The 14,894-nt window shown below is 43.3% G+C and carries 10 protein-coding genes; 3 read left to right on the top strand and 7 right to left on the bottom strand.

Annotated features, from left to right (window positions below; genetic code table 11):
* Positions 1 to 87 precede the first annotated feature (87 nt).
* The 3 genes from WCG05_03045 to addA all read right to left on the bottom strand — a co-directional run bounded on the left by WCG05_03045 (position 88) and on the right by addA (position 5,597).
* Positions 88 to 1,275, bottom strand: a complete 1,188-nt coding sequence (locus tag WCG05_03045; GenBank protein MEI8320972.1) for an ATP-binding protein — start codon at positions 1,273 to 1,275, stop codon at positions 88 to 90.
* 75 nt (positions 1,276 to 1,350) lie between these two features.
* A complete protein-coding gene (locus WCG05_03040) occupies positions 1,351 to 2,379 on the bottom strand; it encodes an aminoglycoside phosphotransferase family protein (GenBank protein MEI8320971.1) in 1,029 nt (342 codons plus the stop codon).
* A complete protein-coding gene (gene addA, locus WCG05_03035) occupies positions 2,376 to 5,597 on the bottom strand; it encodes a double-strand break repair helicase AddA (GenBank protein ID MEI8320970.1) in 3,222 nt (1,073 codons plus the stop codon). Before addA ends, WCG05_03040 begins: the two co-directional genes overlap by 4 nt.
* Positions 5,598 to 5,694: 97 nt before the next feature.
* Here addA and alr point away from each other — a divergent pair, with 97 nt between their 5' ends.
* On the top strand, positions 5,695 to 6,771 hold the full coding sequence (alr, locus tag WCG05_03030; protein MEI8320969.1) for an alanine racemase: 1,077 nt from the start codon (positions 5,695 to 5,697) through the stop codon (positions 6,769 to 6,771).
* A gap of 100 nt (positions 6,772 to 6,871) precedes the next feature.
* Here alr and rpoD read toward each other — a convergent pair whose 3' ends face one another.
* The 3 genes from rpoD to WCG05_03015 are packed head-to-tail and all read right to left on the bottom strand — an operon-like array spanning position 6,872 to position 11,195.
* Positions 6,872 to 8,896, bottom strand: coding sequence for an RNA polymerase sigma factor RpoD (rpoD, locus tag WCG05_03025; GenBank protein MEI8320968.1), 2,025 nt, complete (start codon positions 8,894 to 8,896; stop codon positions 6,872 to 6,874).
* Positions 8,897 to 8,940: 44 nt separating this feature from the next.
* Positions 8,941 to 10,722 carry a DNA primase gene (gene dnaG, locus WCG05_03020; protein ID MEI8320967.1) on the bottom strand — a complete coding sequence of 594 codons (1,782 nt, stop codon included), beginning with the start codon at positions 10,720 to 10,722 and terminating at the stop codon, positions 8,941 to 8,943.
* Between the two features lie 11 nt (positions 10,723 to 10,733).
* Positions 10,734 to 11,195, bottom strand: a complete 462-nt coding sequence (locus WCG05_03015; GenBank protein ID MEI8320966.1) for a GatB/YqeY domain-containing protein — start codon at positions 11,193 to 11,195, stop codon at positions 10,734 to 10,736.
* A gap of 204 nt (positions 11,196 to 11,399) precedes the next feature.
* On the opposite strand from WCG05_03015, the gene WCG05_03010 reads away from it, so the two are divergent.
* Both WCG05_03010 and WCG05_03005 read left to right on the top strand, forming a co-directional pair.
* A complete protein-coding gene (locus WCG05_03010; GenBank protein MEI8320965.1) occupies positions 11,400 to 13,070 on the top strand; it encodes a POTRA domain-containing protein in 1,671 nt (556 codons plus the stop codon).
* A gap of 193 nt (positions 13,071 to 13,263) precedes the next feature.
* A complete protein-coding gene (locus tag WCG05_03005; GenBank protein MEI8320964.1) occupies positions 13,264 to 14,232 on the top strand; it encodes a hypothetical protein in 969 nt (322 codons plus the stop codon).
* Here the strand turns inward: WCG05_03005 and WCG05_03000 are convergent.
* Positions 14,229 to 14,759, bottom strand: a complete 531-nt coding sequence (locus tag WCG05_03000) for a hypothetical protein (GenBank protein MEI8320963.1) — start codon at positions 14,757 to 14,759, stop codon at positions 14,229 to 14,231. The two genes, WCG05_03005 and WCG05_03000, sit on opposite strands and share 4 nt — an antisense overlap.
* Positions 14,760 to 14,894: the final 135 nt, after the last annotated feature.

Here is a 14,894-nt window from a genome sequence, read left to right as displayed (position 1 = left end):
TAACATAAAAAAATACGAAAAGAAAGCTGGATTGCCACAGAAATTCTTCGTAATGACGGGAAAAAATGCAATATGGGTTGTGGAGTTTTAGAATGATGTCAACAGTTTTAAAAAGTCTAAAATTCCGATGGCTTCCACATTGTCTGACATGGGGAATCTGTCAGTGCTGCCATGGATAACGAATTTTTGAGTGGCCTTGATATCTGTTGCAGCTACATGAAATCCTTTCTGCAGTTTTGGGGCACTTGATTTCTTTATTTCGATGGCCCAAATTTCGTTGTTGGGGCCTTCTAAAATTAAGTCAATCTCTGCGGAATCAGAAGTTCGATAATAGCTATATCTCCACTTATTATTTAAAGAATTTACAATATTTTCTATGACGAACCCTTCCCAACTGCTGCCTGATAAAGGGTTCCCTAACAAATCTGAAAAACTAGATATTTTAAGAAGACAATGTAGCAAACCAGAGTCTCTTAAATACACTTTTGGGGCTTTAACAATTCTTTTTTTTGTATTACCAGACCAGGGCTGAAGCTGGCGCACCATATAGAAATCTGTCAGTATATCCAGATAATTTCTGACCGTTGTATGGCTTAGTTCTAAACTTTTTCCAATTTCAGAAAAGTGCATTTGTTGTCCGTGATAATGGGCCAGCATAGTCCAAAATCGCCTCATGTGTGTGGCCGACACCTGTGGTCCCATGAAGGGAATATCCCGCTCTAGGTAAGTTGAGATAAAATCATTGCGCCACATCCAACTTTGTTCTTCTGTTTTAGCCAAATAACTATCTGGAAACCCCCCTCTAAACCACAGTTTTTCTGGATTAAATCCTAAGTTTTCTGCATGCGCGATTTCAGTGATGGAAAAGGGGGATAACTCAAGGTACCTAATGCGACCTGCAAGGCTTTCAGAGGAATGTTGCAATAAATCACGAGAGGCCGACCCCAATAATAAAAATTGTTGAACCCGATTGTCTTTTCTTTTATTGGCGTCAACGAGTCCTCTTAAAGGACTAAACAAATCAGGCTTTCTTTGGACTTCATCAATAACAAAAAATTTGTCACTAAAACGCCGGAAATATGCCTCTGGGTCGTCGAGCTGAGCTAAATCTGAATCGAGCTCTAAGTCCAGATAAACAACTTCCTTGTTTTGTATTTTTTTCAGTAAATCAAAAGCCAGGGTTGTTTTTCCAACCTGTCGAGGTCCAAGAAGCGCAACCACGGGCATATCCATAACCGCTGCAAGCAATATTTTTTCTAAATTTCGTACAATCATAAGGACTAGTTTACGTCCAGATTTTCAATTTGCAAGAATTTTCTTATAAAAGTCTGCAATTTGAAAACTTGCGTTTCAATTTGCAAGGTTTTTGCCCGGTTGCATCTTCTGAAAATTAGACAATAAAAAAGCACCGACTTTTTGGAAAGTTGTGGGGGAGGTTGTCTTAGAATTCTGATCCAGCAGGCTTTTTTGCAGCGCAGCGTATTCCTGTGCCGTGGGTAGGACCACTGCATCCAAGGGTTTATTGCCCATGCGTAGGGTCCATAAGCCAAAATGGAGGGCTGTTAGATTTTTGTGGATATCCAAATATTTTAAATCAATGGCTCTGGGGGGGGGGCCAAAATACCCAGTCAGTAATTCTTTTTCTTGAAAATCAGATAGATCAAAGTAAAAACTCAGGGACCCCAACTCATCATAAATGCTGGCAACGCTGGTTTCAGCCCAGTCTAAAAACAGGAACTCTCCATTTACATCAAAAATGTTGCTTGGTTTTAGATCATTATGAATAATGATTTTATGGGTTTCATCTAAAGTCGGTTTTAAACCTTCCAGATATTTTTCAATGGCGGTGTGCTGAGCCTCAGATAATAGTTTTAGTTGCACTAGTTCCCCCAGACGTTTCTTTGAGCGGTCATACATGGAATATCGTTGAACTATAGGGCCCAGGTTGTCTTTAATCAGCAGTTCATGAATTTCTCTAAGAGCTTTTCCCATTTTTTTTTCGTTCCCTTCAAGGGTTGTCATGGATTTTCCCTTTAGAAAATCCATGACAAAGATCAGCTCGTTTTCTGAATGCCACAGAATTTCTGGTCCCCATTTTTCTTGGCCTATCAATTGACTGACCCGGATAATGGTTTTTCTGTTTTGCAGATGGCGTAAGGGGTTTAGCACTTTCACCGCTACCTTCTTCTTTTCACCATTTTGTGTAATGTCTAGGGCGTAGATTTGATCAAAGCTAAGTCCTTCCTCGATAGAGTGACATTTCTTAATGCTTTTTGCAGGAAGGTAATCGGCGAGCTTTGGAGAAAGAGTTCTGCAGTTCGAGGCCCACAGGGAGGGAGTCGTGAGTAGAAGGGTGAAGATGAAGAATTTTTCTCTCATAAAACCTGCATAATTCCGGGCTCTGTCCATAAGAGTATTTTTTTAATTATATAGTCTGGATAAATATCTTGCAGGACAGATTCATACAAGGCCAATTGTTCGGTGTATTCAGGTGGGGGTGTTCTAGCATAGTTTTCCAGAAAACGACCTGTTTTATAATCTACGATAAAAATTTGCTTCGTATCTTCATGAATCGTGAGTACGTCAATAATGCCCCGGATTTTTTGCCCCTGTTTCCATCCCTCAATCGGGACTTCTTTTAGGCTGTCAGCATTGATGTAACGGTCCCAGTCTTTGTTGGAAAGCAATTGATGGATGGAGTTTTCAAGATCTTTTTTTTCTTTTGTGGGCCAGTCAATTTTGTCTAAATATTCGGTGATTAGATTTTGTTGATCAGCCTTTGGGGCCTTAAAAATCCACTGGAGAATTTGATGAACCAAGGTACCTTTTTCTTGAGCATAGGAAGAACTTGGCGTTGATTCCTTTGTTGTGTCGGTTGAGGGGGTTATTTTTTTTGGTTCCTCATAAGAAAAGGCGGCATGAACCCATTCAGGTACCAAAGTTAGCTCTAGTTGATCGGATTCTTTTTTCTCAACCAATTTCTTCCTTATATTCAACGTATCTAGTGTTTCATAGGACCAGCCTGTGGGGGCAGGAGCTCCAAAGATTTCTATGGATTTGGCGAGCAGTGTGTACCAGCTTTTTTCATCCAGATTTCTTTTTGGGGCCCACCCGCCCACATATAGTTCGTCTTCTGCCCGGGTCATGGCAACGTAAAGAAGCCTGTAATATTCATCCAGAGCATCTACTTCTTGAACATAAGATTCTACACCGCTTTTGAGCTCACTTTTCGGCACCCAAAGGGGCAAAGAGCTCGATCCCTGCGTCCAGTAAAAACGAGAAGAGTTTGTGGGCAACTGGGTGGTGTCAGGCAGAAACACAATAGGCGCTTGCAAACCCTTGGACCCATGGATGGTCATCAGGCGCACTTGATTGCTCGAATTTTTCTGCAAAGATCTTTTGATCTCAGCATCATTCTGTTGCATCCAGAATTGAAACTTTTGCAGGGACATTCCCTGTTGGGATTCAAAATGAAAACAAAGGTTTAAGAATTCTTCTAAAGCATCTTCAACATCAGCACCCAATTGGCTTGTAAGTTTTTGCCGTCCTTTAAAGTAACTTAAGATGGTCCCGTAAAAAATTGCGGGGCCGTGGGATTTTGCCAAAGTTTTTATCTCAGAAAGATGATCATAGGTGGCCTTTAAAAGTTCATTGCTTTGCAGGGCTTCCCATAGACAGGAATCTTCTCGGTTGGACGCAAGGTCAAACAACTGTTCTTCCGTCCAGTTAAAAAATGGCCCCTTCAAAACTGTGGCGAGAGTTAAGTCGTCTGTGGGTAGCAAACAAAAATCTCCCAAAGCTAGCAGGTCCTGTATGGCAATCTCATCTTTCAAAACCATGCGGTCTACTCCAGATACCGGGATGTTGTTATGCTTCAGCGCTCGCACCAAATCATGCAAAAACGAATCCCGATGGCGTACTAGGATCATGATGTCTTGGGGTTCAATGGGCCGGTTTCTAGAGTGTAGCCATTTTTTATCCGCAAGCCACTGACCGATTGTAATGGCAATGGAGTTGGCCATTTTATAGCGGGCCGTTTCGGGCAGCTTTGTAGGGGAAGGGATATTCCAGGGGTCGTGGGCATTTTGGTTGTCGTCTCCCACAAGCAGGGGCCACACTTCAACCCGGCCTCCGTGGCCTTCTCGGTGGAGGATATGTTCTTTGTATTTCTGCAATAGTGGAGTTCCTGTGAACACCGTATCCACAAACTTCAGAATGGCCTCTGTTGAGCGGTAAGAGGTTGATAAATCAACAACTTCCCACTTTCGGCCGGCCTTTTGAACTAGATCGCCGAAGAGTTCTTTCATTTGTTGGAAGGTGAGGGGGCTGGCCCCCTGGAAGCTATAAATGGATTGTTTTGAATCTCCTACCACAAACAGGGTTCGATGGTGGGAAGCTTCCGAATGGGGTGAGAAAAATTCCTCAACCAAGTGTTTAATAAAAGTCCATTGTGCATGGCTGGTATCTTGCGCTTCATCAATCAAAACGTGATCAATGCCCCCATCAAGCTTATAAAAAATCCAGGGTTTGTTGGTGCCTTCTTTCAACAAATGAATGGATTTATCAATCAGGTCGTCATAGTCTACCTTTGAATTTTTTTCCTTAAAGGTGGCATACAGATGGGCATAAGTTTTTCCTAACTGATAAAAACAGATTGTTAGGTTTGCAACGGTTTGTCTTTTCAGGGTTTGAACAAAATCATAAAGGTGATCTGCATGGTCCGCAAGGGCAGGAGCATAGTCTTGGAATTGCTCTTTAAAATCCTTGCCCCTTAATTTTTGTCGGACGGTTCTTTTTTCTGTTAGAAAGAAAACTTCATAGGCATTCCAGTCTTTTAGTTTTTCTTCCACCGATTTATTCAGAATGTCAGGGGCGCCTAGATCAGAGGGTATCTTTTCAAGGAGGTGCTGGTTTAAAAATTCTTTTTTTAGGTCTTGCTCAGCTTTGGCAAGGTTAACGCCCAACAATTTCACAAGATTTTCTTGTAGTCGGGACAGGTTTTCGGACAACAAAAATTTTAGGACGTCCTGTTCTTTGCTTTGCAAAAAAATATCTTCTAGAGTTGTCAGTGAAACATAGGTGGAGATTAAATCCATATCCTGTTCCGACGTTTGTTTCAGGATTTGATGAAAGACTTCTTTTTTTACTTTTTGAGTATAGGAGTCATCCATAATTTGGAAATGGGGCATCAGGCCGATCTCAAGCGGGAAAGTCTTCAACAAAAACTGGCAAAAAGCGTGGACCGTCTGAATCTTGATGTTTTCGCCTTTGATCAACTGCGCAAACAAAGATCTGGATAATTTCAAGTGGGTTTCTTCTGGGTTTGTCCCCAATAAAGCCGCCAAATCTTTGCGAAGTTCATAGGATTCACATCGGGACCAAAAGGCTAGCTTTTGCTGGATTCGTTCGCTCATTTCTGCCGCTGCGGCTTTGGTAAAAGTCAGGCATAAAATCTTTTTGGCTGGGGCCCCATGAAGCAGCAAAGAAAGAACCCGGTCAACCAACACCTTGGTTTTGCCCGTGCCGGCCGAAGCCTCAACCCAACAGGATAGTTGGGGATCAACGGCTTTTGTTTGTGATGTAGATAATTGTATCATTGATTTTATTTACGATAAAGGAATGGAGGGAAAGTTTAAAGGGGTTTTTGTGAAAGGTGTGATTGATCTTGCCTAAGGCTTCTTCTATAGTAAAAATATGATTTTTAATAACAATTTAAAGCTACACGTTTCTTTGAAGACGATTTGTGAGAACTATGAAAAAATAAAAAGTTTCACAAAGCGGGATGTGGCTGTTGTCTTGAAAGCAAATGCCTATGGTTTGGGGATGGGCGCTTTGGCAGGCCCCTTGGTTGAAGCAGGTGCGGGCACTATCTTTGTAGCAACGGTTTGTGAGGGGGTAGCCCTGCGCCAGCTTGTGGGGACTGGTGTGACTATTTTTGTTCTGAATGCTTTTCATAGGAATGATTTACTCTATTTTGATCAGGCTCAGTTGCGACCAGTTATTTGTTCGGTCGAGCAGCTTAAATTGTGGCGCGCTCATTCAGACGCGCCGATTATCTTGCATTTTGATACAGGTATGAATCGGCTGGGGCTGAATGAAGATGAAGTCGGGGAAGTTCTTGAAAATTTAAAGGGTGCACGGGTTGACTATGTTATGTCCCATATGGCCTGTGCTGAACATCCGGATGACCCTCATAATGCTCGACAGTTGGCTCGTTTCAAATCTATTATTCAACATTTTCCTGGGGCTCAGTATTCGCTTGCGGCATCTGAATCCCTAAATCTACCCGATGATTATTTCTTTCATATGTTGCGTATTGGTAAGGCTCTGTACGGCAGCATTCAACCATTTCCTGGTAAGGTGACAGAAAATCTGAAATTTACCTTTAAAACTCAGGCGCGTATTTTACAAACCAGAATCCTGCAAAAAGGCGACTCCATTGGGTATGGGGCTACTTACGTGGCGCCAGAATCTAAAAATATAGCCACTATTGGGGTCGGATTCGCGGATGGGTTGCCCCGTGCGTGCAGCAATCAAGGGGTTGTGTATGTGGGCGATCATGAGGCCCCCATTTTAGGGCGGGTTTCGATGGATTTGACAGTGATTGATGTGTCACACATTCCGTCGGAATTGATTTCCACGGAAACCTGGGTGGACTTAATCCGGGACCGAAGGACTTTCTATAAGCAAGCCGCAGACAGCAATTCAGGTATCTATGAGTTGGTGACGCGGTTGGGGAACCGCTATGCCAGAATTTATGATAAAACCTAGATTTTTGGCCCCCTCTATCGCGAAGAGATCTTAAATTCCATCACCGAATGATTCCCTAGGGTCGAAGCCCTAGGAAGTCAGCAGGAGAGGTAAGGCAGAACTAATTAACAGTCGTCCCGTCAATAAAGCTGCGGAGCTTCCGTGAACGACTGGGGTGCTTGAGCTTACGCAAAGCTTTGGCTTCGATTTGTCGAATGCGTTCCCGGGTTACAGAAAACTGCTGGCCAACTTCTTCCAGGGTGTGGTCTGTATTCATTCCAATACCAAACCGCATTCTCAGAACGCGCTCTTCACGAGCGGTCAGGGTTGATAGCACCCGTGTTGTAGCTTCCCGCAGATTCGAATGAATGGCCGCATCCAAAGGAACAACTGAGTTTTTATCCTCAATGAAGTCTCCTAAGTGACTGTCATCCTCATCCCCCACGGGAGTCTCAAGGCTGATAGGTTCTTTAGCAATCTTCAGCACTTTGCGAATTTTATCTAAAGGCATAGAAAGCTTTTCTGCCAATTCCTCAGGGGTTGGTTCGCGGCCAATTTCATGGAGCATTTGCCGCGATGTACGCACCAACTTGTTGATGGTTTCAATCATGTGCACAGGAATACGGATGGTGCGGGCTTGGTCTGCAATAGACCGAGTAATAGCCTGACGAATCCACCATGTAGCATAGGTTGAAAACTTATAACCCCGACGGTATTCAAACTTATCAACGGCCTTCATAAGGCCAATGTTGCCTTCTTGAATCAGATCCAAGAACTGAAGTCCTCGGTTGGTATATTTTTTAGCAATAGAAATAACCAGACGCAAGTTGGCCTCAATCATTTCTGTTTTTGCTTTGTTTGACTGACGGGTACCCCGTTGAACAACGCTGATCAGGTTTTTAAAATCTAAAAGAGACAGATCAAATGGGGCTGGTATGGCCTGCAGTTCAGTCATAATGTCTTTGACTTTTTTGGCAGTTGCAAAGCTTTTCCATTCGTCGCCCTTTGATTCAAGGCCTTTTAACCAAGAAGCGCTGAGCTCTTGGTTTGTATAGGCTTGAATATACGCAGTTCGGTCAACACCAAAAGATTCTGCCTTTTTTAACAATTCAAGTTCGCAATTTGTGATGGTTTTGTTGTATTCGCTAAGCTCGGTTGTAAGCTCTTCAATGCGATGATTGTTCAAACGCAAATCGCGGATTGTATCAACAATTTCTTCTTCCAATGCATGATGCTCATCTAGTATCTTGACAGGTACAGTGGCATTTTTCAGGGTGTAAGATAGTTTGGATAGGCGTGTCTTTTTTAACTGTTCGTTTAACGTTTCTACCTTGGCTAAGCCCTCCAAAATTTTAGGCATGGCTGTGGCTTCTAACAAAGCAAGAGAAATGACCTCAGATTCTGCTTCAACCTCTTCAGCTTCTTCCTCAGGCGCAAGGACGATAGGATCCAACGACTCCTCATCTTCTGAAGAGGGTTTTTTTTCGACTTCTGAAAGAGTTGGTTCACCAGTTGTTTCCTTAGTGGGGGCTAAAGGAATTTCATCAACAAAGGTGACATCAGCAGCAACTTCATCAAAAGGAATATCTTCTTCATAGGGGGTTTCCAATAAAGCAATGTCTCTTAAAAGAATTTTACCTTCTTTAAGGGCTGCGCCCCAGGCGAGTACAGCGTCTATTGTTCGTGGGCTTGAATACAAAGCGCGGGTCATCATTTCCCGGCCGCTTTCTATGCGTTTTGCAATTTCAATTTCGCCTTCACGGGAAAGCAGTTCAACGCTACCCATTTCACGTAAGTACATGCGCACAGGGTCGTCAGTACGACCAGATGAATCGGGCGTTAAATCAAGAGTTTCTGGTTCGTCTTCTTCTGTTGCGGCAGTGGGAAAAGAGGTTTCTGTTTCTTCCCCATCTGTCACATCAATATTCATATCAGCGAAAGTTTCCAAAATCATTTCATTGAGTTCTTCCGCATTTTTAGCGCTTGAAATAGCCTGTTTAATTTCGTCTTTGGTGACAAACCCTTTTTGCTTGGCTTCAGCCAATAGCTTTTGGATATCTACAGACATTTGTTTTTTGTCTACAGGGGCAAGGTCTTCCCGTTCTTGTTCTTCAGAAAAGCCAGTATTATCTAGTTCTTTTGTCATTTTCGCCCTCTTTTTTTAGCAATAGATCGTACCACATTGTACAGTTAAATCAACTCGTCTTTTTCGTCTTCAGGAAGTGCATAGCGCATTTCTTTTAGTATTTTAAAGCGATTCCAAGATTCTTGCGAAAAATCCTGGGTCAGATTCTCTTTAGCTTGCTCTAAATCAAGCGTATCTTGCTGTTTTGTTTGATACGCCGATAAAGTTGCTTTCCAAAAATCCAGCAGCTCGTCTTTATTGCTTTGCCATATGAAGGGAGCATGTACTTTCAAGTCAACAGATCGTACTTGCTCACATAGAGCATCCAACTTCCTTTCTGTTAGATAGAGATGGAGCGAAGATATTTCAAGGGGTTTTTGTTCATGAAAATAAAAAAGAATGATTTGCTGCAAAATAGTATAGTTTTTATCGTCAAAAACAATACAACCAAATTCTTCGTGGACATGGTCCAAAAGATCTGGATGTTGCAGGATACAAGCCATAATGATGCGTTCTTGCAGGGCTTTTGAATTTAGTTTTGTTAGGGAATGAGTGGGGGAGGAGCTCAATTTATTTTTCTTGAGTTCGCGGCTCCAGGCAAAGAATTTGTCTTTTAAGTCATAGCTATAGAAAGTTCGCACTTGGGAATCTGTTATTTTTTGTAAGGCCTGATCAATTCTTTTTTGAAGCAGAGCTTTCTTTTCTGGGGTTTTTTTAGGAAAATCTGTGACCAATGACTGCCACAAAAACTCATTCAGCGGGGTTGCGGCGGTTGTTGCTTGAGTCCAGGCCGTTTTGCCCTTTCTTTGAAGCAAGGTGTCTGGGTCTTCCCCATCGGGCAGCATGATAAAATTTAAAGAGTGTCCAGCTTTCAAAAGGGGTAATACTTTTTCTGCGGCCCGTTCAGCTGCTTTGTGGCCCGCGTTATCTCCGTCAAAACACACAAGGGGTTCCGGGTAAACCTTCCACAAAAGCTGGATTTGATCTTCTGTCAGGGCTGTTCCCATGGGGGCAACGACCCGTTCATAGCCATGTTGAACCAGGCGGATAACGTCCATATATCCTTCAACCACGAAAACGGGCTGGTCCCTTTGAAGGGATTTGAAAGCTTTATCGATATTAAAAAGGGTGCGCCCCTTGTCAAATACAGGTGTTTCCGGAGAGTTCAAGTATTTAGGCTCGCCAGGGCCCAAAATGCGCCCGCCAAACCCAATAACTTTGCTGGCTCTGTCCAAAATGGGAAACATAATGCGATTGCGGAATTTGTCATAGGAATCGCCCCGGTCTGTTGTGCTAAGCAGGCCTGCTTCTTGAATCAGGGGCAGGGCAAAGCCTTCCTTTAACAGATGTTCCTTGAGGGGGGATCCTTGAGATGGAGCATACCCTATGCGGAAAGACTTAATGACTTGGGGAGTTAATTGACGGTTGTGGTGTAAGTAATCTCGTGCTTCTGTGCCCTCGGCCAGGTTGAGTTGTTTTTGAAAATACTGGGCGGCCTCTTCCAGAATTTTCAGCAGAGCTTCCCGTCCAGACAGAACGCTTTCTGGTTCTTTTGTGAATTTGGGCAGCTCAACACCAGCAATCTGGGCGGCCTGCCGAAGAGCTTCCCCAAAGTCAATGTGTTGCTGAAACATCAAGAAATCAAAGATGGATCCATGAACCCCACAGCCAAAACAATGATAAAAACCCTTTGAGTCATTGACCGTGAAGGAGGCAGTTTTTTCCTGGTGAAAAGGGCAGCACCCAACGAACTCGTGTCCTCGTTTTTTCAGGGGGACCGATTTGCTGATGAATTCAGAAAGGGTTAGGCGTGCCTTTATTTGTTCCAGCACGGAATCATTCATCATGAAAAAACTTTCTAAAGGCTTGATAGTTTGTCTTTTAAAAAGGTTGAGGCTTTACCAAAATCCATTTGACCCGCATATTCTTCACGCAAAATAGTCATTACGGCCCCCATATCTTTGGGAGATTTTGCATCGGCCTGGTGGATTGCTTTTGTGACAGCTTCTTTCAGCTCTGTATCATCTAATTGTTTCGGCAGGAAAGAGAAAATAATGCTGATTTCGCTTTCTTCTTTTTCAACCAAATCCATGCGATTCGCTTGGGTAAACATGGCAATGCTTTCTCTGCGCTGCTTGATCATGGTTTGCATCAGCTGAACAATTTGATCTTCTGGAATACCATCAACTAAACCTTTTGGGCGGGCATCAATGTCTTTTTGTTTAATAGCGGCTAAAATCATTCTAACAGTGCCAAGTTTTTCCTTGTCATTGCTTTTCATGGACTCTTTCATGGCATGGGTAAGTTGTTCGCGTAACATAAGGGACCTTTCTTTTAAATCTTATATGAGATCTCTGCTGGAGAGTGAAATAAGACCACTATAATCTCCGCAAATTATAGGGAGATTATATGTCCTAATCACCGCAAAGGCAACTAAATACCGTCTAATTACCGCAGGTCTGACAACAAACTTGTCATTCTGTTCCATTATAGGTAGACTTAAAGAAAAATAAGGGAAGGTTTCGTGAAAGTTCGCGGATTTCGGTTGGTTGTCTTTTTGCTGTTTTTTCAGTCTGTGGCCTTTGCGGACATAGAGCAAACAAAGATTACCCAGGTTTTGGATACTCTAGAGGCCGAACCCCTGAAGTTTGAAACAGTTCCCCGACCCAAAGAATCAGAGGAATCGGGCCTGACAGAGGCGCAAAAAGCAAGTTCTGTTCGCTTTACCTTAAAGTCTATTATTTTAACAGGGAACACCCTGTATTCTGACGCAGAATTTCTTCCTTTTTATAAAAAATATATCAATAAAGATATCTCTTTCTCTGACCTAAACGAAGTCACCCAAAAAATTACGAAAAAATATCGCAAAAATGGGTATGTGTTATCCTATGCCATGGTCCCTAAGCAAGAGGTTGAAAGGGGGATTATTGTTATCAAGGTGGTGGAAGGATATGTTGCCCAGTATGTACTCGATGATCCTCAAAAAGTTTGCGACGAAAAGATTAAGTATTATTTGAATCAAATCCTTCGTTCCAAGCCATTGCATCAAGATGTTTTAGAACATAATCTTTTGTTGATTCGGCATCTGTTCGGGGTTGAGGTTCAAACAACCTTTACGCCATCGACTAAAGCCTTAAATGCCACGGATTTGATTGTGAAGCTTTCCCGGCAAAAAACTACAATCACAGTGGCTGCGAACAATGATCAGGTCAACAGTTTAGGGCCCTGGATGGGCATTGCGCAAAGTCGGATCAACAACGTAACCAACCATCATGATTATCTTGAGGCAGGGGGGGCAAGTTCCCCCAATACCACAGACTTTCATGCGCTTTTCGCGAAGTATGAGGTGCCTGTAGGGTATGGCGGAGAAACAGTTAAGATTCAAGGAAACCAAGCTCGGTCGAACCCTAGTGGTACCCTGGCGCCTAACGATATTGTCAGCAGAGAAATGGATGGCAAGGTAGTTTTTAGAAAACCAGTGATCTTAGAACGGGATCAGATGTTATCTTTCCAAGGGGGAATGGGGGCGCAAAACGTTAAGTCAATGTCAGCTACCGGTATTTCAAGGTACACAGATAAAACAAGGTCTTTGTTATTTGGCATGCGGTACGAGCTAAGTGATGCCTTTTTAGGCAGCAACCAGTTGGACGCTGAATTTTCCTATGGGTTGAATGCCATAGGGGCCAGTGATCAGGGGCCTTTACGATCACGCCTGAATGGAACGGCCAACTATACGCGGTTGACTTTTTCTTTCGACAGGCTGCAACAGCTTAATTTCCTGATGGATAACCTGGCCTTACTCTTTTCCATGCAGGGGCAATATGCAGGGGCAACTCTTTTATCAGCCCAACGGTTCGGGGTAGGGGGCTCTGAAAACCGGGCCTATGCACCAGGAGCATTAACTGGAGATAGCGGCTTGCAAGGGCGGCTTGAGCTGCAGTACCGTATTCCCTTTGATTCCTTCTTTAGGGATATAATGTTTTTGGCCTTTTATAGCAATTCGCACATTTGGAATCGGGCTCCCAGCACGGATGAATCCTCAACAGACAGCGCTAAAGGTCTGGGTGGTGGTGTGCGTGTAAGCCTGGGGGCTAGGGGCAGCATGTACTTAATTTACGGTCGTCCTATGCGGCATATGCTTGTGGGAAGTCCGGTGAAGGATAAGTTCTACTTCGGGATTAACTACACCATTTAAAAACCTAGCTTTTTGGCCGAGTATTTCATGAAACGGCTTCGTCCCAATTGAATCCCTTGGGCTCTTTTTTTTTGCTTTCCTCGGGCTTGACCCGAGGACCAACGCCTTCCCCATAATTTTTTCTATGGTTTTTTGAAAAAAGTAGATTATACTGGATAGATAAACCAAAAAATACCAAAGGGAGGAAACGTCCGTGTCTAAAACTTACATCGTATTCTTATTCATAACGGCAATTGCCTTGAACAGTGCGGCTATGATCATGCCTGGTGTTTATGGCGGAGGCTACGGCGTTGTGCGAGGTCCTGGCATGTATGCGCCTCCTGGCTATACGATGGGCATGAATATGAACCAACCCGGAATGATGCCCCCCAGTTATAGCTACCCAGGTGGTGGCATGGGAATGGGTGGAGGCTATGGTCAAGGTGGATACGGTCAGGGCGGCAACTATGGCCAAGGGGGCGGGCCTATGGTTGATCCCTCAAGCCAAAACAATTTCTTGGTGACTGAGGCCAATAAGGTCATTGCTCGCTGGGAAAATAACAAAACTCAAGATGATGCAGTCACTGACTTTACAGCATCCTATGCAGCCATCAAAAAAGACCGGGATATTTTGACAAAGTTCATTAACAGCCAAACAGCTGACCCTACAAATGCCCAAAAAGTACAGCAGCTGCTGAATTTGGTTGAAATGAAAGTGGTGATTCAAGAGGTTGAATCGGCCCAAAAGACCAGTTTGCCGAACCTAATTTTTGCTTTGACCTCCAGCCAAACGAATGAGGACCCTAGCGTAAAAATGTCCAGTGGGTCGTCACCGAATATTATCATTAATCGGGATTGGATTATGGCGAAATTGAAACAGCTGCAAAACTTGCTGTCTGGGTTTAGTAATTTGCTGAACAGTAGTCCCAATTTGATTCAAAACCTGCCCGACGAGCTGGTGGGATTGGATTCAAAATACCCCCGCGCCCAGCAGATTATGACTTATCTGCATCAGCAGCTCAACTGCTATACCGACCCCACCCAGGCCTATTGTATTGCGATCGACCCGAAGACGCAGAAGAATAGTCAGAATAGTAATAGCCAGGGATTAAGTCAGGCTGATCTTGATTATCAGAGGCAACAGCAAATAGATCAGGGAACTCTTGACCCTAACGCGTTCTAGTGATGAGAAGCCTGCACCATTTTCCGTTCTGCGAGCAGTGTCGTATGAAGCACAGGAAAGTGATGTAACAAAGTATGGTCGACTGATTCTTTCGTATGATCAAACATAGAAAAATTCAAACCAATTCTAGTAAAAAACTCTTCAGCATCATGAGTTAGACGTCCAAATAAAACACAACTTACGGGAAAATATGGAGAGTGAGTTTTGGTGCATCCCAAGATAAAAGCCTTTAGTGCTAGCAAAGCAGGGACGTTGCCAATACCGGCTGTTACCCAGACTTTTGTAAAGCCCTCAGGGGAATCTATAAAGGTAAAAATTCCTTGATCCAAATGCATAAACTCTTGAACTCTGATGAGCGGAAAAAGAAGGCGATCATTCCACATAGAGGGGACTTTTTTCAATGTCAAAAAATTTTGATAAACATGTTGGTCTATTCTTAACGCCTTATATAAATTTCCAAGTGTCACTCCAGCATGGACATCAATTGGCCCTGGAATTCCATGATAAGCAAGACACACTTTTCTCATGCTATCGTTTACAGCAACAGTTAAATGAGCACTCTCGGAAAGATCCCAGTGGTTTTTTCTGAAACCGCTGTCACTTAAAGATTTAGGGGCTGAAGTAGCTAAGGATTAATGTTTAGATGATTTATACCAGGATTT

It is taken from the genome of Alphaproteobacteria bacterium (assembly GCA_037146715.1).
Classification (GTDB): domain Bacteria; phylum Pseudomonadota; class Alphaproteobacteria; order UBA7879; family UBA5542; genus JBAWWO01.
Note: the sequence above shows the minus strand (reverse complement) of the source record. Positions and strands in the feature narration are given on the sequence as shown.